Here is a 24269-nt window from a genome sequence, read left to right as displayed (position 1 = left end):
TCATCAAGCTGCGCTGTTAGCGAGTTGCTGCAACTGCTGCACTTTGATGAACGACTCTTCCCTGGATTGCAGGATGGCCATTGCCTGTGGCTGCGTTTCGAGCAGCGGGCCGTTGGTGATTTGGCCCAGTTTCAGTAAATGACGCCCTTCGTAAATGTTGTGGGCAACCAGCACATTGAGGTTTTCCACGAGGTTGGGCAGTTGTTCGTCGGTAGGTTCACCGTAGGCAGCGTATTGCTCGTCTGCCCAGTAAACCCATCCCAGATGCTCCTGAACCTTTGGCGCTGCTGGTGGCAGGTTGAACGCTGAGACGTCGCTCAGCCATTCAAGTTCCGAAAGGGCTCGCCAACTGAGCCAGCGACCGCGATTGCGCCCGAAGTGGATCGGCGCCGGGCTGTATACGTGCTGCCAAGGGCCGAAGAGCTGATGCGAACTTTCACCGGCGGTGTAGGCGAGTGCGGCCCACAGACTTGGCTTGTGATAACTCAACAGGCTTTGACCGCCGGAGCCATCGTTGGCACGCAGGAGCCAGCGTGCGTGTGCCAGTGCCTTGGCTGGATCTGCTGTGGTGAGGGCGATGCCGGCGAAGTTCTCTTCGCAGAGACTTGCCGCTTCTGCAGCGAGGCGACTGCCCCACGGTGCGACCAGCCAGAGAGGGCCGTCAGTGGCGATTTCGGCGAAGTCGGTGTTGAGGAACAGGCCTTGAGTGTCGACGGGTTCGCCGACACGGTAGAGGCGGCTCATGGCTTCTGGCTGACGGACGCGATCAATGATGAAACATAGGCTCAGGTCGGAGCTTTCTTTCGGCAAACCCTCGAAGGCGTAGCGTGGTGCTTCGAGGAGGGCGCTGAGCGTTTTTACATGCATGTGCAATCCTTACGGCTGCAAGCGCCGTTGCTTTGTTTGCCGCACAACGGCGTGATACCGGACTCGTTGAGGCGTTTGGGCAGCGGGATGAGCACTTTGCCCGCCTTATCCGCATCCGCCACCTTCATCGGCCCTGGCAGCAACGGCGCGGCCGGCGTACCTACGCCCGGTGCGCCGCCGGTATTGACCTTCACCTCGGCACCGCTGATGGTCACGCCACCGGCGTCGACCTTGACGAAGCTGCCGCCGGCTTTGGCGGTCAGTTCCATCGCGCCTTCGACGACGACTTTCTGGCCGGCGTAGTAATGGATTTCGCTGCCGGCTTCGACGAATTGCGCTGTGCCTACTTTGAGGTGCTGGGTGACTGCGACGGTCAGGTGATCATCTGCGCGCATTTCACTGACGCGATTCAAATGGGTGATGCGGTGCTCTTCGACTTTGAATTCGCTGTAGGTGTTGGCCTCAACCGTGTCATGCCGCTCATTGCCCACGCGGATCTTCTGGTCGTGCTCGATGTTTTCATCCCAATCGCGCTGGGCATGGATGTAGATCTGCTCGGCACCCTTTTTGTCTTCAATCCGAAACTCGTTGTAGCCCTTGCCGCCCGGGGAGCTGAGGGTTTTGAAGGTGCTGCGGGTTTTGTTTGCCGGCAGGTCGTAGGGGACGACGTTTTCCTTGTGGTACAGGCAGCCGGTGACAAGTGGCTGGTCGGGGTCGCCTTCGAGGAAGGTGACGAGGACTTCCATGCCGATGCGCGGGATGGCGATGCCGCCGTAGGCCGCGCCGGCCCAGCCGCTGGCGACGCGTAGCCAGCAGGTGGTTTTGTCGTCGGATTGGCCGTCGCGGTCCCAGTGGAACTGGACTTTGATGCGGCCGTACGGGTCGCAGTGGATCTCTTCGCCGGCCGGGCCGGTGACCACCGCGGTCTGGCTGCCGAGGACTTTGGGTTTCGGGTGTTCGAGGGCAGGGCGGTAGTGCGCGTCCCACGGGGTGGCGAGGAAGCTGTTGCGATAGCCCTGGTGGAAATCGCTTTTGTTGTCGGTGACGTCGCTGGTGACGTTTTCACCGAGCACTTGCGGTTGTTTGCCTTCGTGGAAGACTTCCAGCAGCAGCCACAAGTCGTTCCATTCAGCGCGCGGGTGTTCGGCCAGGGTCAGGAAGTGGCCGCTGGTCAGGGTCGGTTCGTCACCTTTGCCTTCGGCGAGTTTGTAGTCGCTGCGATGGCGTTCCAGGGCGCGGGTCGAGAGGAATTTGCCGCGCTCGCGGGTGGTGAAGCGGCCGGGGTAATCATAGTCCTCAAGGTCCGGAGCGAACTCGGATTTGACCGCGCCTTCGGGCAGGATCTTCGGTTTTTCGAAGTCGTAGTCGCGGCGGCTGACGCGGGTGGTGCGGGTTTCCAGGCGCAGGTTGAAGCGTTTGATCACCGGTTTGTCGGCGCTCATGCCGGAGTCTTGCTGGTAGCTCACGGCCTTGAGTTTGCGGAACACCGTCTGATCGTCGCCGAACACCAGTTTGTGGCCGCTGCTGCTGTGCTGGAAGTGGAAGTGAATGCCTTCCTCTTCGCACAGGCGCTGAATGAAATGCAGGTCGGACTCGTCGTACTGCACGCAGTAATCGCGCTGCGGGTACTCGGCGTTGAGCTGGAAGCTGTAGGCGTCGGCGAGGATGCCGCGATCTTCGAGGACCTGGGCGATGATTTTCGGCACCGTGAGGTTCTGGAAAATCTGCTGGTCATGGTTGTGCCGCAGATAGGCCAGTTGCGGCACCAGGCTGATGCTGTAACGGGTCAGGGTCTTGCCGGAATCGCCTTGTTCGATGCGATACACCAGGCCGTGGATCTTGCCTTCGCCGGTGGCGCCGAAGGTCAGGACGCCGGGCTTGTGCAGCAGCTCTTCGAGTTTGAGGTCGGGGCGGGCGCTGACCAGTTCGAGGTCGAAACGGAAAGGCTCGTTGAGGGCTTCGCGACCGGTGAAGCTCAGCACTTGCAGGTCGGCGGAGGCGCCTTCGAGGGTAAGGGTAATGTGGGTAGCGTTGGCGTCCAGCATGCCTTGAATTCCGTCCATTGAATAAGCAGGTGACGGATGATGGAGGATTAGACCGCCTCGTTCAAGGCGCAAATGCCGTAGAGAGGGGCCCCGCGGGGTATAGGGAAAACCCCTATGATGGCGTTTAAACCCAATGAAACCGGGGGCTTCGCAGTCGTGAGCCATTGGTCAACGCATGTTTTGAGCCAATCGCACGCCGAAGAATCGCCAGTCAGTTTCAGACTAAAGTCGCCTTCAGGCCGTCAAAGCCATCTGCCATCATTGCAACTCACCCCTGCGTGTCCACTTCTTCCCGGCTGTTTCTGACCCGGGACGGAAGCTATTTTTCTGGCTGACTGCGCCCTGGCGCAAACGCTGTACTGTTGGAGTTTTTCATGCGTCCCCCATTCCCTCTCATCACCCCGCGCCAGTCGTTTGGCTTCGGAGCCGCTGTGCTGTGCGCCGGTTTTGCCGCGCAGGTTCAAGCCAGCGGTTTTCTCGAAGACACCACGGCGAAAATCGAATCGCGCACAGTGTATTTCAACCGCGATTTCCGTGATGGGCACACCTCAAGCGACCAGGGCGCTTCCAAGCGTGAAGAGTCGGCGCAAGGCTTTATTCTCAATCTGCAATCGGGTTACACCGAGGGCACGGTCGGCTTCGGTATCGATGCGCTGGGCATGCTCGGCTTCCAGCTCGATTCCAGCCCTGATCGCAGTAACAGCGGCTTGCTGCCGTCCAGCGGAGACAACCCGCGCGGCTCGAAGGGCCAGTACGCAAAAATGGGCCTGACCGCCAAGGTCAAGGTTTCGGACACGGTGCTGAAGTACGGCGCACTGCTGCCGGATCTGCCGTTGCTCAAGTACAACGACGGTCGTCTGCTGCCGACGATGTTCAACGGTGCGATGCTGACCTCCAAAGAAGTGAAGGACCTGACCTTCATGGCCGCGCGTCTGGACAAGTACACCGCACGGGATTCCACTGATTCGCAAGACATCCGCGTGCACTGCAAGAACAAGCGCTACGCCTGCAACACCACCGCCGACCATTTCGACATGTACGGCATCGATTACAAGATCAACGATCGCCTGACCGCGCAGTATCACTACGCGGAACTGGAAGACATCTATCGCCAGCACTTTGTGGGGATGTTGGCTAACCAGCCGCTGGGTGACGGTGTGCTGAAGGCCGATCTGCGTTTGCTGAAAAGCGCCGACAGCGGTGATGCCAAGGCCGGCTCCATCGACAACCGCGCGTTGAGCGGCATGCTCTCGTACGGCATCAGCGGCCACACGTTCAGCGCCGGCTGGCAGCGCATGAACGGCGACAACTCGATGCCGTACCTCGATGGCAGCAACCCGTATCTGGTCAACTACGTGCAGGTCAACGACTTCGCGGCGGCGCAGGAACGCTCCTGGCAGCTGCGTTATGACTATGACTTCAAAGCCATCGGCATCAACGGCCTGAGCTTCCTGACCCGTTATGTCAACGGTGACCACATCAAGGTCCCTGGCAGCGATCAGGAAGGCAAAGAGTGGGAACGCGACAGCGAGCTGAAGTACGTGGTCCAGACGGGCACGTTCAAGGATGTCAGCCTGCGTCTGCGCAATGCGACTTACCGCACCAATTATGAGAAATTTGCGCGGGATGTGGATGAGACGCGGTTGATTGTGAGTTACAACTTCTCCGTCCTGTAAACCTCACCCCCTGTAGGAGCTGCCGAAGGCTGCGATCTTTTGATCTTGATTGTAAAAAACAAAATCAAAAGATCGCAGCCTTCGGCAGCCCCTACAGGGGATCTTCGGCGGCCTACAACCAATGCCAGAACCGGCTCCAGAAGCCGCGATTCAAATCTTCCTTGCACCCGGCATACTGCCGCGCATACACGTCGGAACGCGCCTGCACCTTGCGTGCAGTCGGCATCAGCCAGGCCTTGCTGGCGTAGGTCTTGTTGCGGAAACCGCCCCAGCCTTCGTGGTAGTTCAGGTACTGGTTATAGGCGTCGTATTTGTACACGCCGTTGATCGAGGTGGTCTTGTCCATGTACCAGCCGACGAAGTCGATGGCGTCGTCAAAGTCTTCGCGGTCAGCCCAATTGCGCCCGGTACTCTTCTGGTAATCGGCCCAGACCTCATCCTTGGCCTGGGCATAGCCGGCGGCCGTCGACACCCGGCCCCACGGAATCACCCACAACAGGTATTTGCGCGGCGTCTTGGCGTCGTAGCGGTAGCCGGACTCCTGATACATGATCGCGAAGGGCACCTGGATCGGCACGCCCCAGCGCTTTTGCGTGACTTGCGCCGCGTCGTACCAGTCGCTTTTCTCGCGGAAGATCTCGCAGATGTTTTCCGGCGAACGCGGCGGCGAGGTGCCGCAGCCGCTGAGTAGTCCCGCCAGTATCAAAAGTCCCGCCGTCCGCCCCGACATCAAACCGTCATCCCCATGCGCGCAAAAAGGCCGACAGTCTACGCGCTCAGCTCAACTGGTGACGATAGGGCAAATCCGGACCGGTCTTGCTGCACGTAAGGGCGGCCGCCTGTACGGCAAACCTGAGCATCGCGTCGATCTGCTCGCGGCTGAGTGCCTGAACACCTTCGACCGAGTCCAGTGCCTGCTCGGTCAGCCAGGTGATCAGCGCCGCCTGAAAGGTATCGCCGGCGCCGACGGTATCGGCGATCTGCACCGAGCATGCTGGTACTGACCACGAGCCATGGGCGCGACTGAACACCGTTGCGCCTTCGCCGCCACGGGTCAGGAACACCAACTGGCAGCGATGCTGCAGCCAGCCTTCGATCACGTGTTGTGGGTCTTGCTCGGGATACAACAGGCTCAGGTCTTCGTCGCTGACCTTGATCATGTCGGCCAGTTGCACCAGCGTCGCCACGCGTTCGCGCCACAGGTTGATGTTCGGCTCGGGGTTGAGGCGCACGTTGGGGTCGAGGGTGATCAGGCGCTTGCCGCTTTCGCGCTGCACCAGCGTCAACAGGGTGTCGGCAATCGGTTGCACCACCAGCGAGAACGAGCCGATGTGCAGGCCACGCACGTCATCTCCGAGTTGCGGCAGATGGGCGAGGCTCAACTGGCGATCAGCGCAGCCTTCACCGCGAAAGCTGTAATGCGGCGAGCCATTGGCACCGACCGCGACCATCGCCAGCGTGGTTGGCGCGGCAAAGTCGACCAAGTAGTCCGCCCGCACGCCTTCATCCCGCAGCACTTGCTGCAAACGTCGACCGAGATAGTCGGTGGACAGCCCGGCAAACAGCGCCGAATCCACACCCAAACGGCGCAAGCCGACCGCGACGTTGAACGGCGAGCCGCCGGCAATCGCCTTGAAATTCACCTTCGAGGCCAGACCGCTGGCATCGTCTTCGCTGAAAAAATCGAACAGGGCTTCGCCACACACCAAATACATGATTGTTTGCTCTTTATAGGGTTGCGACATGCTGTTGATAGCGTTCATAGACCTGCTGGAGCGCCGCAACATTGGCGGCGACCGGCAGGGTTTCACTGTGTAGATTGAGCTTCACGCAGCGCTGGCACAGATCGGCCAAAGTGTCTTCGTGGCCGTTCGACCATGACTTGCACCACGCCGCCTGAATCGCCGCGCCAAGGGCTGCGGCTTCGCTGTGTTCGGTGCAGATCACCGGGGTGTTCATGATGTCGGCGACGATCTGCCGCCACACTGCACTTTTCGAACCGCCGCCGATCAGGCAAATGCTGCGGCTTTGTAAACCATTGTGGCGCAACAGATCCAGTCCATATCGCAAACCGAAGGTCGTACCCTCGACCACGGCGCGACACAGATTGGCCTGGGTCAGGTTGTTCAGGGTCAAGCCGTGCAGGCTGCCGGTGGCATGGGGCAGGGCGGGGACGCGTTCGCCGTTGAGGAATGGCAGCATGCTCACGCCTTCCGCGCCTATGGGCGCCTGGGCCACGAGTCGATTGAACTGCTCCAGGTCGAGGTTGAACAGCTCGCGGATTGCGCCGGTGGCGTTGGTCAGGTTCATGGTGCAGATCAGCGGCAGCCAGCCGCCGCTGGACGAGCAGAATGTGGCAACCGAAGCATCCGCGCTGACCTGCGGCGCCTCGGCGTAGGCGTACACCGTGCCGGAGGAGCCGAGGCTCATGGTGATCGCCCCGGGTTGAATGTTGCCGGTACCGATGGCGCCCATCATGTTGTCGCCACCGCCGCTGGCGACCAGTGCATTCGGGTTGAGGCCGAGCTGTTCGGCAATCGCTGGCAGCAGCGTGCCCACCGCCTGATGCGCGTCGATCAGCTCCGGCAATGCCGCTTGCAGGCGACCGGTGGGGTCAATGTCACGCAGCAACTGCAAGTCCCACTGGCGGCTGCGCACGTTGAAATAGCCGGTGCCGGAAGCATCCCCGTACTCGCTGCAGGCGCGCCCGGTGAGCCAGAAATTCAGGTAATCGTGGGGCAGCAGAATCCGCGCGATACGCGAGAACACCTCTGGGTGCTGTTCCTTGGTCCACAGCAGTTTCGACACTGTGTAGCCCGGCGCGATAACCACGCCCAGGCGCTCCAACGAGCCTTTTTCACCGCCCAAGTGTTTGAGCAGACGGTCGTTTTCATCGGTGGTTTCGGTGTCGCACCACAGCTTGGCCGGGCGCAGCACCTGGCCCTGATCGTCGAGCAGCACCAGGCCGTGTTGCTGGCCGGAGACGCCGACGCCGAGGATCGCCTGCCCGTCGACATCGGCCGCGAGCAGGGCGCGGCGGGTGGCGAGGGCGAAGGCGTCGAGCCACTGTCGGGTGTCCTGCTCGCGGCGACCATTGGCGCCGCTGATCATCGTGTGCGTGGCGGCGCCTTCGCCGAGCACTTGACCGCTGCTGGCATCGAGGATGATCGCCTTGGTGCCCTGGGTGCCGCAGTCGATGCCGAGGAAGAGTTGTCGGGTGGTCATAGTGAGGCCCTCAGGGTGTCAGGTCTGCCAAGGTGAGACCGCCATTCGCGAGCAGGCTCGCTCCCACATTTTGAAACGCGTTCACCTGTGGGAGCGAGCCTGCTCGCGAAGGCGGCAGTAAAGTCACCGCATCACTCAGTCAAAATCCGCTCCAAAGTGCGCGTCACACCCACCTCACGCAAGCTGTTGCAGCACCACTCAAACGCTGCCACAAATGCCGCCGAACGTGGAATCGCCGTGCCGAAAATCTCCTCGACCGCCAACAAGCGCTGAGTAATCAACGCATCATCCGCTACCAGTCCCTGACAAAATTCTGCCCGTGGATCCGGAATCGAATAGGTGTCGCCATTTTCATCGACGCCCTTCAGATACAACGCCCAGGCTGCCACCACCAACGCTGCGCGCCTGGTTTCCTGGCCATCGGCAATCAAGCGATTGATCGTCGGAATGGTGAACTTGGGAAACTTCGATGAACCGTCCGAACACACCCGCTCCAGTTGATCGGCAATCGCCTGATTGGAGAAGCGCGCCACCAGCGTGTCCTTGTAGTCGGTCAGGTCGATGCCCGGCACCGGCGCCAGTTGCGGGGTGACGTCAAGGTCCATGTAGGCGCGCATGTAGCGTACGAACAGCGGGTCGTTCATGGTCTCGTGGACGAAGCGATAGCCCTTCAAAAAACCTAGGTAAGTCAGGGCCAGGTGGCTGCCGTTGAGCAGTTTGATCTTCATCTCTTCGTAGGGCGAAACATCATCAGTGAACTGCACGCCAACCTGTTCCCAGGCCGGGCGACCGTTGACGAATTTGTCTTCCAGCACCCATTGCACGAACGGTTCGCAGACCACTGGCCAGGCATCGTCGACGCCGTGTTTGTCGGCCAGTTGCAGACGATGCGCGGTGCTGGTCATCGGCGTGATGCGGTCGACCATGGCGTTGGGGAAACTGGCGTTCTGCGCGATCCAGTCGCGCAGTCCTGGGTCACGCAGGGTGGCGAAGGCCAGTAGTGCCTTGCGGGTCACTGCGCCGTTATGCGGCAGGTTATCGCAGGACATGATCGTGAACGCTGGCGTGCCCGCGCCACGGCGTTTTTCCAGCGCCTCGCAGAGGAAACCGAACACGGTTTTCGGCGTTCGCGGGTGTGCCAGATCGTGTTGAATCTGCGGCAGGTGCGCCATGAACTCGCCGTTGCTGTCGTCGATGCAATAACCGCCTTCGGTGATGGTCAGCGAGACGATGCGGATCTGCGGATCGGCGAGTTTGTCGATCAGCGCCTGCGCGCCGTCTTCGGCGAGGAGCATGTCGCGAATCGCACCGATCACCCGCACTTCGGTGTCGTCGCTGTCGCCGAGTTCGAACAGGGTGAACAGGTAATCCTGCTCTTTGAGATCGTCGCGGGCACGGCGGTCTTCTGTGCGCAGGCCGACGCCGCAGATTGCCCAGTCCAGCGCCTGACCGGTATTCATCAGTGCGTCGGTGTAATACGCCTGATGCGCGCGATGGAAGCCGCCGACGCCAATGTGCGCGATGCCCTGGCGGGTGTCGCTGAGGCTGTAGGCCGGCAGTTGCACCTCGGGGGCGAGGCGCTGCAGATTTTGCTTATTGAGTTTCATCGGACAAGTCTCGAGGTTCAAGCCGCGGCGCGCAGCGGGCGGGTCAGCGCCACGCCATTGGCGTCGAACAGGTGGCAATGGCTGGCGTCCAGGTGCAGGTTCAGTTGCTCGCCGTAGCGGCTCGCCAAGTCACCGCGCACGCGCATGGTCAGGGCTTCGCCGGCGTTGGTGGTGACGTGGCAGAAGGTGTCGCTGCCCAGGCGCTCGCTGACGTCGGCGGTGACTTGCAGGGTGCAGTCGCCCGGTTGCGCCAGCTCCAGATGTTCCGGGCGAATGCCCAGGGTCACCGCGCTGCCGACGCTCAGGTTGGCGGCGTTGAACGGCAGGGTGATGCGTGTACCGGCGTCCAGCGAGACTTCGCAGCTCTGGCCGTCGATGCGGGCGATCTTGCCCTTGAGGAAGCCCATTTTCGGCGTGCCGAGGAACCCGGCGACGAACAGGTTGGCCGGGTTGTGATAGAGGTCCAGCGGCGAGCCGACCTGCTCGATTTTGCCGCCGTTGAGCACCACCACTTTGTCGGCCATGGTCATGGCTTCGACCTGATCGTGGGTCACGTAGATCATCGTGGCTTGCAGGTCCTTGTGCAGGCGCAGCAGCTCCAGACGCATCTGCACCCGCAGCGCGGCGTCGAGGTTGGACAGCGGCTCGTCGAACAGGAAGATTTTCGGATTGCGCACGATGGCACGGCCGATGGCGACCCGTTGCCGTTGGCCGCCGGAGAGCTGTTTCGGCTTGCGTTCGAGCATCGGCCCCAGTTCGAGAATCCGCGCCGCTTCGCCGACCTTTTTCTCGACTTCGGCTTTTGGCACACCGGCCAGATCAAGAGCGAACGACATGTTCTTTTTCACGGTCATGTGCGGGTACAGCGCGTAGGTCTGGAACACCATCGCCAGATCGCGCTTGGCCGGACTGACTTCGGTGATGTCGCGGCCATCGAGTTCGATGGTGCCGCCGCTGACTTCTTCCAGCCCGGCGATCAGCCGCAGCAGGGTGGATTTGCCGCAGCCGGACGGGCCGACGAAGACCACGAATTCCTTGTCGTTCACCTCAAGGTCGATGCCCTTGATGATGGAGAAACCTTCGAAGCCTTTTTGCAGATTCTTGATTTTCAGGTTGGCCATGGTGGTGGGCCTCCACATTGTTGTTTTTTTAAGATCAAAAGATCGCAGCCTGCGGCAGCTCCTACAGCGGGATGGCTGGCACTGTGTAGGAGCTGCCGCAGGCTGCGATCTTTTGCTTTTGATTCATTTCACGGCGCCAAATGAGAGGCCGCGCACCAGTTGTTTCTGGCTGATCCAGCCAAAGATCAGGATCGGCGCACAGGCGAGGGTCGAGACCGCTGACAACTTGGCCCAGAACAAGCCTTCGGGGCTGGAGTACGAGGCGATCAACGCGGTCAGTGGTGCGGCTTTCGACGACGTCAGGTTCAGCGACCAGAACGCCTCGTTCCAGCACAGGATCAGCGACAGCAGCACGGTCGAGGCCAGGCCGCCCTTGGCGATCGGCAGCAGCACGCGGAGCATTTCCTGGGCGAGGGTGGCGCCGTCGAGGCGGGCGGCTTCGAGGATGTCCTTGGGGATGTCCTTGAAGTAGGTGTAAACCATCCAGACCACGATCGGCAGGTTGATCAGGGTGTAGATCACGATCAGCGCGATGCGCGTATCGAGCAGGCCGAAACTCTTGGCCAGCAGATAGATCGGCATCAGCACACCCACCGGCGGCAGCATCTTGGTCGAGAGCATCCACAGCAGCGTGCCCTTGGTGCGCTGGGTTTCGTAGAACGCCATCGAGTAGGCCGCCGGCACCGCGATCAGCAGGCACAGCGCCGTGGCGCTGAACGAGATCACCACCGAGTTCCAGGCAAAACTGAAGTAGTCGCTGCGCTCGTTGATGTGCAGGTAGTTCTCCAGCGTCGGCGTGAAGATGAACTGCGGCGGCGTGGCGAACGCGTCGATTTCGGTTTTGAAACTGGTCATCACCATCCAGAAGATCGGGAAGAAAATCACGATCGCGATGGCCCAGGCCAGGGTGCCGAGCAGCAGGCTTTGCAGCCGGCGGGATTGTTGAAGGGTCATGGCAGGCCTCAGGCTTTGTCAGTCAGGTTTTTGCCGATCATCCGCACCAGAATGATCGCGGCGATGTTGGCGATGACCACGGCAATCAAGCCGCCGGCCGAGGCCATGCCGACGTCGAACTGCACCAGCGCCTGGTTGTAGATCAGGTAGGCGAGGTTGGTCGAGGCGTAGCCGGGGCCGCCGTTGGTGGTGGTGAAAATCTCGGCGAACACCGACAGCAGGAAGATCGTTTCGATCATCACCACCACGGCAATCGGCCGCGCCAGGTGCGGCAGGGTCAGGTGCCAGAAGATCGCGACGGGACCGGCACCATCCAGACGCGCGGCCTCCTTCTGTTCCTGGTCGAGGGACTGCATGGCGGTCATCAGGATCAGGATCGCGAAGGGCAGCCATTGCCACGAAACAATGATGATGATCGACAGCAGCGGATAGTGCGCCAGCCAGTCCACCGGCTCGGCGCCGAACAGCCGCCAGACGTAGGCGAGAATCCCCGACACCGGATGGAAAATCAGGTTTTTCCAGATCAGCGCGCCGACCGTGGGCATGATGAAGAACGGCGAGATCAGCATCACCCGCACGATGCCGCGACCGAGAAACTCGCTGGCCTCGAGCAACGCGCTGATCAACACGCCGAACACCACGCTGATCAGCAGCACGCTGCCCACCAGCAACAGGGTATTGGTGGCACCGGGCAGGAACCCGGAATCGGTCAGGAAGTAGGTGAAGTTCTCCAGCCCGACGAATTCGTTCACCCCCGGATCGAGCAGGTTATAGCGAATCATCGAGAAGTAGAGGGTCATGCCCAACGGCACGATCATCCACAGCAGCAACAGGGCCACCGAAGGGCTGACCAGAAACCAGCCGGGATTGCGTACGCGGACTTTGCGCTGGGGTTGCGCCAGGTCGAGGTGGGCTTTGGCAGTTGAAGTATTCATGGTGATCACAACCGAGTCATACAGACCTATGGAGATCCCATGTGGGAGCGAGCCTGCTCGCGAAAGCGCGGGATCAGTGCCATGTGTATTGGCTGGCACGACGCCTTCGCGAGCAGGCTCGCTCCCACAGGAGGCAGGAGCAAGTCGTTCAGCGGTTACTTGGGATAACCCGCGCGCTTCATCTCGCGTTCGGTGGTTTGCTGCGCGGCGGCCAAGGCCTGATCCACCGTGGTCTGGCCGATCAGCGCCGCCGAGAACAGCTTGCCGACCTGGGTGCCCACGCCCTGGAATTCAGGAATGGTCACCAGTTGAATGCCGATGTACGGCACCGGTTTCAGCGTCGGTTTGCTCGGATCTGCCGCTTTCAACGATTCCAGCGTGACCTTGGCGAACGGCGCCGCGCTCATGTAAGCATCGCTGTAGGTCGAGGCGCGGGTGCCTGGCGGCACGTTGGCGATGCCGTCGGTCTTGGCCACCAGCTCGCCGTATTCCTTGGAGGTCGCCCAGGCACTGAAGGCCTTGGCGGCGTCCTTGGCCTTGGAGCTGGTCGGAATCGCCAGTGCCCACGAGTACAACCATGCCGAGCCCTTGTCAGTGACCTGATGCGGGGCGAAGGTGAAGCCGACGTGATCGGCGACCTTGCTCTGGGTCTTGTCGGTGACGAACGAACCGGCGACAGACGCATCCACCCACATCGCGCACTTGCCACTGTTGAACAGCGCGAGGTTCTCGTTGAAACCGTTGCTGGAAGCGCCCGGCGGGCCGGATTTTTTCATGGTGTCGACGTAGAAATTCAGCGCGTTTTTCCATTCCGGCCCGCTGAACTCAGGTTTCCACTGCTCATCGAACCAGCGTGCGCCGTAAGCATTGGCGACGGTGGTGATCAACGCCATGTTCTCGCCCCAACCGGCCTTGCCGCGCAGACAGATGCCGTACTGCTCTTTGTCCTTGTTGGTGAGTTTTTCGGCGAAGCCGGCGATCTGTTCCCAGGTCGGGCGCTCGGGCATGCTCAGACCGGCATCCTTGAACAGGTCGGTGCGGTAATAGGTGATCGAACTCTCAGCGTAGAACGGCAAAGCATACAGCGAACCCTTGACCGACAGCCCTTCGCGCACCGACGGGAACACGTCGTCGAGGGCGTAACTGGCCGGCAAGTCCTTCATCGGTTCCAGCCAGCCTTTGGCGCCCCAGAGTGCCGCTTCGTACATGCCAATGGTCAACACATCGAACTGCCCGCCCTGGGTGGCGATGTCGGTGGTCAGGCGTTGGCGCAACACGTTTTCTTCCAGCACCACCCAATTGAGCTTGATCTCCGGATGCTCGGCCTCGAAAGTTTTCGAGAGTTTTTGCATGCGGATCATGTCGCTGTTGTTGACGGTGGCGATGGTCAGGGTCTGGGCGCCAAGGCTGACGCTGCTGAGGGACATGCAGGTGAGGGCTAGCAGAGCTTTTGCAGTGGGTTGCATCGTGCACTCCTTTTCTGCGTCCGTTGGGAGGCAGAAGGACAGTTATTGTTTTTGTGTCTTCCGGTGCAGGAAGAATGTGTGCTGATTACAGCCCTCTATCGACGGACTGACAAATCATCCATCGCACTTGAACCGATACTTTTTTGCACTGGCAAAAAAGATCGCAGCCTGCGGCAGCTCCTACAGGGATCGGAGTAGGAGCTGCCGCAGGCTGCGATCTTTTGATGTGGCTGTTATGCGTGATTCTGTTCCGTCAGGCGCTGCACGGCGAGGCGTCGATAGTGCGACGGCGTCATGCCCTTGAGTTGCTGGAAGCGCCGATTGAAGTTGGAAATATTGTTGAACCCCGACTCGAAACACACCTCGGTCACTGGCTTGTCGCCGTCGGCCAGCAGTTCGCAGGATTTGCTGATGCGCAGACGATTGACGAACTCGATGAAGTTGCGCCCGGTGGCCTGTTTGAATACGCGACTGAAGTAGGTCGGCTTCATCCCCAGATGCTCGGCGACTTCTTCCAGCGTCAGCTCCCGGGCGTAATGGTCGAAGATGAAATCAACGGCGCGGTTGGTGCGGTCGATATTGTGCTCGTCGGCCAGTTGCGTGTTGGTGGCGCCGGACAGCAACTGATAGTCGTCTGTCGCCGCCAGCAACTCCATCAGAATGAAAAAATGCCCCAGACGAGTGATGCCGCGCGTATCGGCAATTCGCTGCATCAGCGTCATGGCCTGGCGGATCGTGTCTTTGTCGCGAAACTCGATGCCGTATTGCGCGCGCTCCAGCAGCGGCGCCAGAGTCTTGAGTTCGGCAAATACCTGGTGCCCGCTGTCGAACAACTCATCGGTGAAGTTCACCAGCATGTCGCGCTTTTCCACCACTTCGTCTTCGGCCACCTGGCTGATCCAGTTGTGCGGCAGATTGGGCCCGGTGAGGAACAGTGTTTGAGGATAAAAGTTGCCGATGTAGTCGCCGATGAAGACCTTGCCGGAACTGGCGACGATCAGGTGCAGTTCGTATTCCTTGTGAAAATGCCAACGCACTAAAGGGCAGGGAAAACCATGCTGACGGTAGATGATGGACAACCCGTTATGATCGTCCATCAGCTCGTAGGAGGGATCAGTGATTCTGGTTGCCCGAGTCATGTCCGATACGTTCTGTTGTTATGTCCGGATGCTCATCATGCACGCGCGTCACGGACAGTGCCAGCACCTCAGCCTCGAGCCTTGACCAGGCCTTTGGCGTGGTTGATCTGCTGGCAATATTCCGCAAGCCGCGTGGCACCGACAAAATCGGCATTGATAATGCTGCACTTTGGCGCCCAGCCCGAGTCCGGGCCAAACCATTGATTGAGTTCGTGGGTGATCCGCTTTACGCCGGCCAGTTCGCCATAGCTGGTGGCCGATAACGACCAGAGGCTGCCGGACGGCTGCGGATTGGCCAGTGTTCGTGTGATGTGTTGCTTGAGTTGCTCGGCAGAGGTGATATCTGAACCGCTCCACTCATGACGGATTTTCGGCCAGTACAGGGGCGACCTGAAGTCGGGGTGCGAGTCGCTTGCCAACACCACTCGTTGTACCGGACTGATCCTTTTAAGTTGTTCAATGGTCAGCTGGCTGTTGTTTCTGGGAATAAGCCGCGAGCCCAGTTCCGTGGTGATGACTTCGTGCAAACCCTTGTAATCGAATGATTGATTATTGATGCCCTTGAGTTCATGTATGTCCAATACGATGAACTCGTTCGGGTTATCACTGAGGAAGACGTTGAGACTTTTGACAAGTTCGCTCAAAGCACGCCCCCGGAACAGTTTCAAGCCATGAAACGTATGGAACTTCTTGATGCCCAGCCAGTGTTCATCGGCATGCAGGCGCACGTCGAAAGCGCGCACGCCTTCGTTAAGTTGCTGAATGAACGGGCCATCCTGGCAGACAAACCAGTTTTTCGCCGGCTGCAGATATGCCGGATACGAAAAGTCGTAATCCAGCCCGGCGTTATGGGCTCCGGGCCAGACCACTTCGCCCAGGGTCAGTTGGTCGATACCGGGTGCCGACGCCATCCAGTTTTTCAAAGGGTAGTTGTTCATGATGCATTCCGTTGCAGATAAAGTTTTATTCCGACCAGTCACATTGTTTGGTCAGTTCGGAAGTTATTCTTTGATGCAAGCGGACAAAAGTACAAGTCAGCACTCTTTGCAAAGTGTTGGTGCTGCGCTTTCTCAGTTTTGGTTTTATCAACTTTTCTGGTTTTTGGCTTCGATCCACTGCGCCATGTATTGGGTACTTTTGTGCAAGTGGTGACGCAACATGCTGCCAGTAAAGTTGGCGCGCCGTAATGCTGGCAAGTTATCGCGACAATGTTGCAAGCGAGCGATCAGCGCCGGGCCGTGATCAGTCTGCCGATAACGCGCGTTCAACAACGCGACGCCGGCCTGCTGTGCGTCAGTCCAGCGCTGTTGGTCTTCGTGCAGAGCGACCGCGGCATCGGCCAGGGCCAGGGCCGACAGGGCTACTTCACCCGGCCATGACAGCGCACCGCCCATGCCTTCGGCGCCGATGGGCGTCGTGACATTGGGCGTGCCGCAGAGCATCGCATCGACGATCTTGCCCTTGATCCCAGCGCCGAAACGCAAAGGCGCCAGGCAAACCCGGGCTTGCGACATCACTTGCAGTGCATCCTCTGCCCAGTTCATCACATGAAACCCCTGTGCCGCGTTGTGTAGCGCTGTGGCTTTGGGCGGCGTATAGGCACCATAGATATGCAGTTGAGCGCCGGGCAATTGCTGGCGGATCAGCGGCCAGACAGCAGTCTTCATCCACAGCACGGCGTCCCAGTTGGGCGCGTGACGGAAGTTGCCAATACTCAGAAAGTGCGCGCGCTCTTCAAAGGGAATGAACGAACCGCGCGGGGGTTCAAGCATCAGCGGGCACCAGTGCAGCAGTTCGCCAGGGACTTGAAACTGTTCGACCAGCAACTGGATTTCCACTTCGGAAATCATCAGATTCAGATCGCAGCGGTACAACGCGGCGATTTCCCGCTTGGCCAGATCGGTATCGGCCATCAACTCGAACTCCTCGCGCAGCGCCGGCGCGAACAGTGCGCTGAAGTCCTGATTGTCCGGATCGTCTTTCAAGCGTTCCTTGAGCCGTTGGTGGCGGGCGTGGCGCAGGCTCTGAAGGTCGGAAGTCTCCAGCACCCGCAAGGCATTCGGGCATTGCTTCTCGACGCGCCAGCCAAATTGCTCTTCCATCATGAACTGGTCGAACAGCACGATATCCGGCGCCAGTTCACGGATGAAAACATCGAAGCTGCTGTTGTTGAGTTCGATCGGCACTTCGCGGATGCCCAGTGCCGTCAGATCAGCCTTGTGCTCGCCCGGGCCCGCCGGGCTGCTGAAGGTGATGTCCCAGCCTTGCTGCAGGAACGTCTCGAGGATCTGCATCACATGCCCGCTGGCGGCCGAGGAGCGCGGTTCGGGCCAGACGTAACCGATGACCAGAACTTTGGTGGCGGGGGATGCAGTCATTGACAGGTGTTCCTTGCAGGCAGGCGGCTAAAAATGGCGCGCAATTAGACCACATCTGCAGCCGGTGCCGGATCAAGGCCAATCACTGCCCCAGAATGCTCTTGACCTTGTCACGCAATTGATCGATGGAGAACGGTTTGCCGATCACGTGCATGCCGGCAGGTACGTCGATGTTTTCGGCGTAACCGCTGGCGAACAGGACGGGCAGGGTGGCGCGTAGCTCACGTGCCTTGCCGGCCAGTTCACTGCCTGTCATGCCCGGCAGGCCGTAGTCGGTCATCATCAAGTCGATACCCTTGCTCTGATCCCCGAGAATATTCAGCGCAGACTCACCGTCGTCCGCCTCCAGCACACTGAACTCCAGTTCCTCCAGCACATCGACGATGAGCATGCGTACGATGTCGTCGTCTTCTACTACAAGGATGGTGGGCGCTGGGGTGGACATATTGGGGCTCTCAAAAAAGGAAATCGGAATGGCGACCGGTCGAAAATGCCGGGCTCTTGCATGAGTAAGTGGCGCATGGCCACAAGTTCCCGATTCAACGGAAAAAAGATTAGCTGCTCTTCGCGGCGCAAGGATAACGGTTGGTGCTCGGTAAGCGCAGGAAAATGTAGGAAATCGCTGCCAAAGCAGTCAGAAAAATGGATCCATACGACCGTTTTGGGGCAAACTCCCGGGTTTCGACAGTTCGACAAGGCCGCCCCATGCCCACTCCGTCTTCGATTGATGAAACACGGTTTCGCAAACTCCTGACGCGCAACATCGGATTGCCGCTGGGCGTTGGCGCGCTCAGCGCCGTGTTCTTTGTATCCCTGATTACTTATCTGCTGTCGGTGATCCAGTGGGTGGAGCACACCGATCGCGTCATCAATAACGCCAACGAAGCGGTGAAACTCACGGTTGATCTGGAAACCGGCATGCGCGGCTTCCTGCTCAGTGGCGATGAGCATTTCCTCGACCCGTACGAGACCGCCAAGCCGCGGATCAACGTGGCCCTCAACACCTTGCTCGAACTGACCGCCGACAACCCGGTGCAGACCGATCGTCTGCGTCGTCTGCAGGCGCTGCAGACCGAGTGGGCCAACTACGCACAATCGATGATCGATCTGCAGCGCACCAGCGGTGATTACCGGGGCGCGGTCAAGGCCGGGCGCGGCAAGCGCTTGACCGACGAGATCCGCAAGCAATTCGAAGACGTGATCGACATGGAGCAGCAGTTGCGCACCACGCGCAACGAAGAGGTGCGCCGCACCACAATCTGGAGCATCACCCTGTACCTGCTGTTTATCGCCGGGATCAGCGGTTTGCTGGCGTATGTCGGTCGCCGTGATCTGGTTCGTTTGTCTGACAGCTACAGCGCCACTCTCGCCGCGCAACAGGCCAGCGCCGAGCGTCTGGAACGCCAGGCATGGATGCGCAGCGGTCAGACCGAACTGGCGGAGCAGGTGCTGGGGCAACTGACGCTGAACCTGCTGGGGCGCAATATTCTGCAGTTCTGCGCGCAATACCTCGGCACGGCGGTGGCGGCGCTGTACGTGCGTGAAGAACACGGCGGCCTCAAGCGCGTGGCGTCCTACGGGTTCTCCCGCGAGCAGGAAGAAAAGGATCAGCAGATCTACAGCGGCGAAGGCATCGTCGGCCAGGTTGCCCAGCAGGGGCAACTGATTCGGCTGGATTCGGTTCCGGCCGACTACTTCAAGGTCAGCTCCGGCCTGGGCGCGGGCCTGCCGCACAGTGTGCTGGTGGTGCCGACCAGTGATGACGACCGAGTCAACGGCGTGATCGAGCTGGGCTTCCTGCGTCCGCTCACCGACCGCGATATCGATTTGCTGGAACTGATTGCCGGCAACATCGGCACGTCGATCGAAGCGGCGCGTTATCGCCAGCGTCTGCAGGAAGTGCTGGCCGAAACCCAGCAGCTCAACGAAGAGTTGCAGGTGCAGCAGGAAGAGCTGAAAACCGCCAACGAAGAGCTGGAAGAACAGTCGCGGATTCTCAAGGAATCCCAGGCGCATCTGGAAACCCAGCAAGTCGAGCTGGAACAGACCAACGAGCAGTTGGCCGAACAGGCGCAAACCCTGGCCGAGCAGCGCGACGCCATGGACCAGAAGAACACCGAGCTCAATCAGGCTCAGGTGCAGCTTGAAGAGCGCGCCGAGGAGCTACAGCGCTCAAGCAAGTACAAGTCCGAATTCCTCGCCAACATGTCCCACGAACTGCGCACGCCGCTGAACAGTTCGCTGATCCTCGCCAAGCTGCTGGCCGAGAACCCGCAGGACAACCTGACGGCCGAGCAGGTCAAGTTCGCCGAGTCGATCTATTCCGCCGGCAACGATCTGCTGAACCTGATCAACGACATTCTCGACATTTCCAAGGTCGAGGCCGGCAAGCTGGAAGTGATCCCGGAAAACACCAGTGTCGCGCGGCTGGCCGACGGCCTGCGCAGCGTGTTCGAGCCATTGGCGGCGGACAAGCAATTGACCTTCAGCGTCGAGTTGCAGCCGGATGCGCCGATCATGCTGTACACCGACCGTCAGCGCCTGGAGCAGGTGATCAAGAACTTGCTGTCCAACGCCGTGAAGTTCACCGAGCACGGCGCGGTCAGCCTGACCATCGCCGGCCAGCCAGACGAGCGCATTGCATTCATTGTGCGCGATTCGGGGATCGGTATCGCCGCGGATCAGCAGGAAAGTATCTTCGAAGCGTTCCGCCAGGCTGACGGCACCACCAACCGCAAGTACGGTGGCACTGGCCTTGGTCTGTCGATTTCGCGGGATCTGGCGGCCTTGCTCGGCGGCTCGATCAGCGTCAGCAGCGCGCCGGGGCAGGGCAGTGTGTTCACCCTCGTGTTACCACAGCAATACAGCGAGCCAGGCGACACACCGTCCGCGCCGTTGTCCTTTACGCCGCCGCCGGTATCGAGCCCGGCCCCGGTGGCGCCGCCGTCGATTGCGGTATCGCCCATGGCCCCGGTGCACATCCCGCGCTTTGCCGATGACCGTGGCAAGGCACCGTTCGCCACGCGCTGCATTCTGGTGGTGGAGGACGAGCCGAATTTCGCCCACATTCTTTACGATCTGGCCCACGAACTGGGTTACCAGTGCCTGGTGGCTCACGGTGCCGACGAAGGTTACGACTTGGCTCGCGAATTCGTACCGGATGCGATCCTGCTCGACATGCGTCTGCCGGACCATTCCGGGCTGACGGTGCTGCAACGCCTGAAAGAACATGCCGAAACCCGGCACATCCCGGTGCATGTGATCTCGGTCGAAGACCGCGTTGAAGCGGCGATGCACATGGGCGCGATCGGTTATGCGGTCAAGCCGACCACCCGTGAAGAACTCAAGGACGTGTTCGCCCGTCTCGAAGCCAAGCTGACCCAGAAAGTCAAACGCGTGCTGCTGGTCGAAGATGACGATCTGCAGCGCGAAAGCATTGCCCGCCTGATCGGTGACGATGACATCGAGATCACGGCCGTCGGTCTGGCGCAGGATGCGCTGGAGAAACTGCGTACCACGATCTACGACTGCATGGTGATCGACCTGAAGTTGCCGGACATGCTCGGCAACGATCTGCTCAAGCGCATGTCCACCGAGGACATCTGCTCGTTCCCGCCAGTGATCGTCTACACCGGGCGCAATCTGACCCGCGATGAAGAAGCCGAGCTGCGCAAGTATTCGCGTTCGATCATCATCAAGGGCGCGCGCTCGCCGGAACGCCTGCTGGATGAGGTCACACTCTTTCTGCACAAAGTCGAATCGCAGTTGTCCCATGAACGGCAGAAGATGCTCAAGACCGCCCGCAGCCGCGACAAGGTCTTCGAAGGCCGCAAGGTGTTGCTGGTGGACGACGACGTACGCAACATCTTCGCCCTGACCAGTGCGCTGGAACACAAAGGTGCAGTCGTGGTGATCGGCCGTAATGGTCGCGAAGCGATTGATAAGTTGAATGAAGTCGAGGACATCGATCTGGTGTTGATGGACGTGATGATGCCGGAGATGGATGGCTTTGAAGCCACCATTGAAATCCGCAAGGATCCGCGCTGGCGCAAACTGCCGATCATCGCGGTGACGGCCAAGGCCATGAAAGACGATCAGGAGCGCTGCCTGCAGGCGGGCGCCAACGATTACCTGGCCAAGCCCATCGACCTGGATCGCCTGTTCTCGTTGATTCGCGTGTGGTTACCGAAGATGGAACGCATTTAGTGGATAGCAGTCACTCCGTGGAGCGCAACAGCGAAATCGAATTACGCTTGTTGATTGAGGCGATCTACCTCAAGTACAGCTACGATTTTCGTGATTACTCGGGCGCTTCGATCAAGCGCCGGGTGCAGCACGCCTTGAGCCAGTTCGAGTGCGCGACGATCTCGGCGTTGCAGGAGAAAGTGCTGCACGATCCGACCGCGTTCATGCAGCTGCTGCAGTTGCTGACGATCCCGGTCAGTGAGATGTTTCGCGATCCGTCGCACTTTCTGGCGATCCGCCAGGAAGTGGTGCCGCTGCTGCGCACCTACCCGTCGCTGAAGATCTGGATCGCCGGGTGCAGCACCGGTGAGGAGGTCTATTCGATGGCGATTCTGCTGCGCGAGGAAGGCCTGCTCGAGCGTACGATCATCTACGCCACCGACATCAACCCGCGCTCGCTGGACAAGGCCAAGCAGGGGATTTTCTCGATGGAGAACGTGCGCGCCTACACCGCCAATTATCAGCAGGCCGGCGGCCAGCGCTCCTTCGCCGATTACTACACCGCCGCCTACGGCTACGCGATTTTCGACAAGAGTCTGTGCGAGAACGTGACCTTTGCCGATCACAGCCTGGCGACCGACAGCGTGTTCTCCGAAACTCAATTGATTTCCTGCCGCAACGTACTGATTTACTTCAACAAGAAACTTCAGGACCGTGCCTTCGGTCTGTTTCATGAATCGCTGTGCCATCGTGGCTTTCTGGTGCTGGGCAGCAAGGAAACGCTGGATTTTTCCGGCTACTCGAATCAGTTCGAGCCGCTGGTCAAACAAGAACGGATCTACCGCAAATTATGAACGATGCCTTGGATTTGCCTCGTGTCGAGGCCATCGTGGTCGGCGCTTCGGCTGGTGGGGTCGAGGCCCTGCTGACCCTGCTCGCGCCGCTGCGCCAAGGCTATGTGCTGCCAATCATTGTCGTGTTGCACCTGCCGGAAGAGCGCCGCAGCCAGTTGGCCGAAGTATTCGCCCGACGGTTGATGCTGCCGGTGGAAGAGGCGACCGACAAACAGGACATCGCTCCCGGTACGGTTTACTTCGCGACACCCGGTTACCACCTGTCGGTTGAGCAGGATCGCAGTCTGTCGCTGAGTCTTGAAGACCGCGTGCACCATTCCCGGCCAGCCATTGACTACCTGTTTGAATCCGCCGCTGATGCTTACGGCGCAACCCTGGCTGCCGTGTTGCTGACCGGTGCCAATCACGATGGTGCTCGCGGTCTGGCGCAAGTCAAACGGCGCGGCGGACTGACCATTGTTCAAGACCCGCAGGACGCGCAGGTCGCCACCATGCCTCTGGCTGCGCTGAAGATTCAGCAGCCTGACCATGTCCTACCCATTCACGGCATCGGCCGTCTGCTTGTCGAGCTGGAACGAATCGCATGCTGAGTAATATCCAGGCCAAATTGCTGATCGTCGACGATCTGCCGGAGAACCTGCTGGCCCTCGAAGCGCTGATCAAGCGCGAGGACCGCACGGTGTACAAGGCGCTGTCGGCGGACGAAGCACTTTCGCTGCTGCTGCAACACGAGTTCGCCATGGCCATCCTCGATGTACAGATGCCGGGCATGAACGGCTTTGAACTCGCCGAGTTGATGCGCGGCACCGAGAAAACCAAAAACATCCCGATCATTTTCGTCAGCGCCGCCGGCCGTGAACTCAATTACGCGTTCAAGGGCTACGAGAGCGGGGCGGTGGACTTCCTTCACAAGCCGCTGGACATCCATGCGGTGAAGAGCAAGGTCAACGTGTTCGTCGACCTGTACCGCCAGAGCAAGGCCATGAAGCAACAGGTCGAAGCCCTGGAGCAGGCGCGCCGCGAGCAGGAAGCGCTGCTGCAACAGCTGCAGAGCACTCAGTTGGAACTGGAGCAGGCGGTGCGTATGCGCGACGACTTCATGTCAATTGTCGCCCACGAAGTCCGCACGCCGCTCAATGGCCTGATACTCGAAACCCAATTGCGCAAGATGCACCTGGCCCGGGACAACGCTGCAGCGTTCACCCTCGACAAGATGCATGCGATGGTCGATCGCGACGAGCGCCAGATCAAAAGCCTGATCCGTCTGATCGAAGACATGCTCGACGTCTCGCGGATTCGTACCGGCAAGTTGTCGATCCGTCCGGTGCGTTTCGATCTGGTGCAACTGGTGAGCAACCTGCTGCAGAATTTTGCCCAGCAGATAGAGGCCGCCGAGACCGAAGTGTCGTTCACTGCGTCCGGGCCGGTGGAAGGTTATTGGGACGAGTTCCGCATTGAGCAGGTGGTCTCCAACCTGCTGACCAATGCTCTGCGGTACGGCGGTCGCAGCCCGATCCAGGTGCGGGTGTACCGTGAAGGTGATGAGGCGCGGGTCGAGGTTCAGGACCGGGGCATCGGCATCAGTGAAGAGAATCAGAAGCGTATTTTTCAACAGTTCGAACGGGTTTCCGCCAAGACGGTAGTGGCTGGTCTCGGGCTGGGTCTGTTCATTTCCGAGCAGATCGTCGCCGCCCATGGCGGTTCCATCGTCGTCGAGAGTCAAATCAACGAAGGCGCCCTGTTTCGCGTTTGTCTGCCAATCCAGGAAAACGGCATATCCGACGCAACCTCTGAGTGACCGCACGGTCGTATCAGCA

The 24269-nt window shown here is 60.0% G+C and carries 19 protein-coding genes; 5 read left to right on the top strand and 14 right to left on the bottom strand.

The features are described from left to right. Window positions 1-3 precede the first annotated feature (3 nt). Both ACM6HV_RS15405 and ACM6HV_RS15400 read right to left on the bottom strand, forming a co-directional pair. The gene (locus tag ACM6HV_RS15405) at window positions 4-867 is read right to left on the bottom strand and encodes a DUF4123 domain-containing protein (protein WP_414904649.1); all 864 of its coding nucleotides are present in this window, start codon (window positions 865-867) and stop codon (window positions 4-6) included. Then, entirely contained in the window at window positions 858-2912 is a 2055-nt protein-coding gene (locus tag ACM6HV_RS15400; RefSeq protein WP_414904648.1) for a type VI secretion system tip protein VgrG, read from the bottom strand. Before ACM6HV_RS15400 ends, ACM6HV_RS15405 begins: the two co-directional genes overlap by 10 nt. Window positions 2913-3286: 374 nt before the next feature. Between ACM6HV_RS15400 and ACM6HV_RS15395 the strand changes: the two genes are divergently transcribed. Next, the gene (locus ACM6HV_RS15395) at window positions 3287-4588 is read left to right on the top strand and encodes an OprD family porin (protein WP_414904647.1); all 1302 of its coding nucleotides are present in this window, start codon (window positions 3287-3289) and stop codon (window positions 4586-4588) included. 112 nt (window positions 4589-4700) lie between these two features. Here the strand turns inward: ACM6HV_RS15395 and ACM6HV_RS15390 are convergent, their stop codons facing one another. The 12 genes from ACM6HV_RS15390 to ACM6HV_RS15335 form a co-directional block, all read right to left on the bottom strand. After that, the gene (locus ACM6HV_RS15390) at window positions 4701-5318 is read right to left on the bottom strand and encodes a hypothetical protein (protein ID WP_414904646.1); all 618 of its coding nucleotides are present in this window, start codon (window positions 5316-5318) and stop codon (window positions 4701-4703) included. Window positions 5319-5364: 46 nt separating this feature from the next. Then, complete coding sequence (locus tag ACM6HV_RS15385; RefSeq protein ID WP_414904645.1) at window positions 5365-6303, bottom strand: carbohydrate kinase family protein; 939 nt, start codon at window positions 6301-6303, stop codon at window positions 5365-5367. A 13-nt stretch (window positions 6304-6316) separates the two neighbouring features. Continuing rightward, window positions 6317-7813 carry a xylulokinase gene (gene xylB / locus ACM6HV_RS15380; RefSeq protein ID WP_414904644.1) on the bottom strand — a complete coding sequence of 499 codons (1497 nt, stop codon included), beginning with the start codon at window positions 7811-7813 and terminating at the stop codon, window positions 6317-6319. A gap of 131 nt (window positions 7814-7944) precedes the next feature. Continuing rightward, window positions 7945-9420 carry a mannitol dehydrogenase family protein gene (locus ACM6HV_RS15375; RefSeq protein WP_414904643.1) on the bottom strand — a complete coding sequence of 492 codons (1476 nt, stop codon included), beginning with the start codon at window positions 9418-9420 and terminating at the stop codon, window positions 7945-7947. 17 nt (window positions 9421-9437) lie between these two features. Then, window positions 9438-10541 (bottom strand): ABC transporter ATP-binding protein, encoded by a 1104-nt coding sequence (locus tag ACM6HV_RS15370; protein WP_145598206.1) that lies wholly within the window; start codon window positions 10539-10541, stop codon window positions 9438-9440. Window positions 10542-10664: 123 nt separating this feature from the next. Beyond that, window positions 10665-11495: a carbohydrate ABC transporter permease gene (locus tag ACM6HV_RS15365; RefSeq protein WP_047294621.1), complete on the bottom strand. Its 831-nt coding sequence runs from the start codon at window positions 11493-11495 to the stop codon at window positions 10665-10667. 8 nt (window positions 11496-11503) lie between these two features. Then, complete coding sequence (locus ACM6HV_RS15360; protein ID WP_041064327.1) at window positions 11504-12430, bottom strand: carbohydrate ABC transporter permease; 927 nt, start codon at window positions 12428-12430, stop codon at window positions 11504-11506. Window positions 12431-12585: 155 nt separating this feature from the next. Continuing rightward, the gene (locus tag ACM6HV_RS15355) at window positions 12586-13896 is read right to left on the bottom strand and encodes an ABC transporter substrate-binding protein (protein WP_145598205.1); all 1311 of its coding nucleotides are present in this window, start codon (window positions 13894-13896) and stop codon (window positions 12586-12588) included. 233 nt (window positions 13897-14129) lie between these two features. Beyond that, complete coding sequence (locus ACM6HV_RS15350) at window positions 14130-15035, bottom strand: AraC family transcriptional regulator (RefSeq protein WP_041064319.1); 906 nt, start codon at window positions 15033-15035, stop codon at window positions 14130-14132. Window positions 15036-15103: 68 nt separating this feature from the next. Next, entirely contained in the window at window positions 15104-15973 is an 870-nt protein-coding gene (locus tag ACM6HV_RS15345) for a phospholipase (RefSeq protein WP_414904642.1), read from the bottom strand. A gap of 147 nt (window positions 15974-16120) precedes the next feature. Further along, window positions 16121-17413: a glycosyltransferase gene (locus ACM6HV_RS15340; protein ID WP_414904641.1), complete on the bottom strand. Its 1293-nt coding sequence runs from the start codon at window positions 17411-17413 to the stop codon at window positions 16121-16123. Window positions 17414-17495: 82 nt separating this feature from the next. Beyond that, complete coding sequence (locus ACM6HV_RS15335) at window positions 17496-17858, bottom strand: response regulator (protein WP_145598202.1); 363 nt, start codon at window positions 17856-17858, stop codon at window positions 17496-17498. Between the two features lie 260 nt (window positions 17859-18118). On the opposite strand from ACM6HV_RS15335, the gene ACM6HV_RS15330 reads away from it, so the two are divergent. The 4 genes from ACM6HV_RS15330 to ACM6HV_RS15315 are packed head-to-tail and all read left to right on the top strand — an operon-like array spanning window position 18119 to window position 24250. Beyond that, the gene (locus ACM6HV_RS15330) at window positions 18119-21619 is read left to right on the top strand and encodes a response regulator (protein ID WP_414904640.1); all 3501 of its coding nucleotides are present in this window, start codon (window positions 18119-18121) and stop codon (window positions 21617-21619) included. Then, the gene (locus tag ACM6HV_RS15325; protein ID WP_041064296.1) at window positions 21619-22452 is read left to right on the top strand and encodes a CheR family methyltransferase; all 834 of its coding nucleotides are present in this window, start codon (window positions 21619-21621) and stop codon (window positions 22450-22452) included. The genes ACM6HV_RS15330 and ACM6HV_RS15325 overlap by 1 nt, the downstream gene beginning before the upstream one ends. Next, a complete protein-coding gene (locus ACM6HV_RS15320) occupies window positions 22449-23042 on the top strand; it encodes a chemotaxis protein CheB (protein ID WP_047294607.1) in 594 nt (197 codons plus the stop codon). The genes ACM6HV_RS15325 and ACM6HV_RS15320 overlap by 4 nt, the downstream gene beginning before the upstream one ends. Then, window positions 23036-24250: an ATP-binding protein gene (locus ACM6HV_RS15315; protein ID WP_414904639.1), complete on the top strand. Its 1215-nt coding sequence runs from the start codon at window positions 23036-23038 to the stop codon at window positions 24248-24250. Before ACM6HV_RS15320 ends, ACM6HV_RS15315 begins: the two co-directional genes overlap by 7 nt. The last annotated feature ends 19 nt before the right edge of the window (window positions 24251-24269 follow it).

Origin of the sequence: Pseudomonas sp. IT-P260 (assembly GCF_949768395.1) — a bacterium.
Classification (GTDB): domain Bacteria; phylum Pseudomonadota; class Gammaproteobacteria; order Pseudomonadales; family Pseudomonadaceae; genus Aquipseudomonas; species Aquipseudomonas parakoreensis.
This window is presented reverse-complemented; position numbering and strand designations above follow the sequence as displayed.

What these genes read in the sequence shown, in the direction of transcription:
- ACM6HV_RS15405 (WP_414904649.1), bottom strand. Translation starts at nt 867, where the DNA reads ATGCATGTAAAAACGCTCAGCGCCCTCCTCGAAGCACCACGCTACGCC.
- ACM6HV_RS15400 (WP_414904648.1), bottom strand. Translation starts at nt 2,912, where the DNA reads ATGCTGGACGCCAACGCTACCCACATTACCCTTACCCTCGAAGGCGCC.
- ACM6HV_RS15395 (WP_414904647.1), top strand. Translation starts at nt 3,287, where the DNA reads ATGCGTCCCCCATTCCCTCTCATCACCCCGCGCCAGTCGTTTGGCTTC.
- ACM6HV_RS15390 (WP_414904646.1), bottom strand. Translation starts at nt 5,318, where the DNA reads ATGTCGGGGCGGACGGCGGGACTTTTGATACTGGCGGGACTACTCAGC.
- ACM6HV_RS15385 (WP_414904645.1), bottom strand. Translation starts at nt 6,303, where the DNA reads ATGTATTTGGTGTGTGGCGAAGCCCTGTTCGATTTTTTCAGCGAAGAC.
- xylB (WP_414904644.1), bottom strand. Translation starts at nt 7,813, where the DNA reads ATGACCACCCGACAACTCTTCCTCGGCATCGACTGCGGCACCCAGGGC.
- ACM6HV_RS15375 (WP_414904643.1), bottom strand. Translation starts at nt 9,420, where the DNA reads ATGAAACTCAATAAGCAAAATCTGCAGCGCCTCGCCCCCGAGGTGCAA.
- ACM6HV_RS15370 (WP_145598206.1), bottom strand. Translation starts at nt 10,541, where the DNA reads ATGGCCAACCTGAAAATCAAGAATCTGCAAAAAGGCTTCGAAGGTTTC.
- ACM6HV_RS15365 (WP_047294621.1), bottom strand. Translation starts at nt 11,495, where the DNA reads ATGACCCTTCAACAATCCCGCCGGCTGCAAAGCCTGCTGCTCGGCACC.
- ACM6HV_RS15360 (WP_041064327.1), bottom strand. Translation starts at nt 12,430, where the DNA reads ATGAATACTTCAACTGCCAAAGCCCACCTCGACCTGGCGCAACCCCAG.
- ACM6HV_RS15355 (WP_145598205.1), bottom strand. Translation starts at nt 13,896, where the DNA reads ATGCAACCCACTGCAAAAGCTCTGCTAGCCCTCACCTGCATGTCCCTC.
- ACM6HV_RS15350 (WP_041064319.1), bottom strand. Translation starts at nt 15,035, where the DNA reads ATGACTCGGGCAACCAGAATCACTGATCCCTCCTACGAGCTGATGGAC.
- ACM6HV_RS15345 (WP_414904642.1), bottom strand. Translation starts at nt 15,973, where the DNA reads ATGAACAACTACCCTTTGAAAAACTGGATGGCGTCGGCACCCGGTATC.
- ACM6HV_RS15340 (WP_414904641.1), bottom strand. Translation starts at nt 17,413, where the DNA reads ATGACTGCATCCCCCGCCACCAAAGTTCTGGTCATCGGTTACGTCTGG.
- ACM6HV_RS15335 (WP_145598202.1), bottom strand. Translation starts at nt 17,858, where the DNA reads ATGTCCACCCCAGCGCCCACCATCCTTGTAGTAGAAGACGACGACATC.
- ACM6HV_RS15330 (WP_414904640.1), top strand. Translation starts at nt 18,119, where the DNA reads ATGCCCACTCCGTCTTCGATTGATGAAACACGGTTTCGCAAACTCCTG.
- ACM6HV_RS15320 (WP_047294607.1), top strand. Translation starts at nt 22,449, where the DNA reads ATGAACGATGCCTTGGATTTGCCTCGTGTCGAGGCCATCGTGGTCGGC.
- ACM6HV_RS15315 (WP_414904639.1), top strand. Translation starts at nt 23,036, where the DNA reads ATGCTGAGTAATATCCAGGCCAAATTGCTGATCGTCGACGATCTGCCG.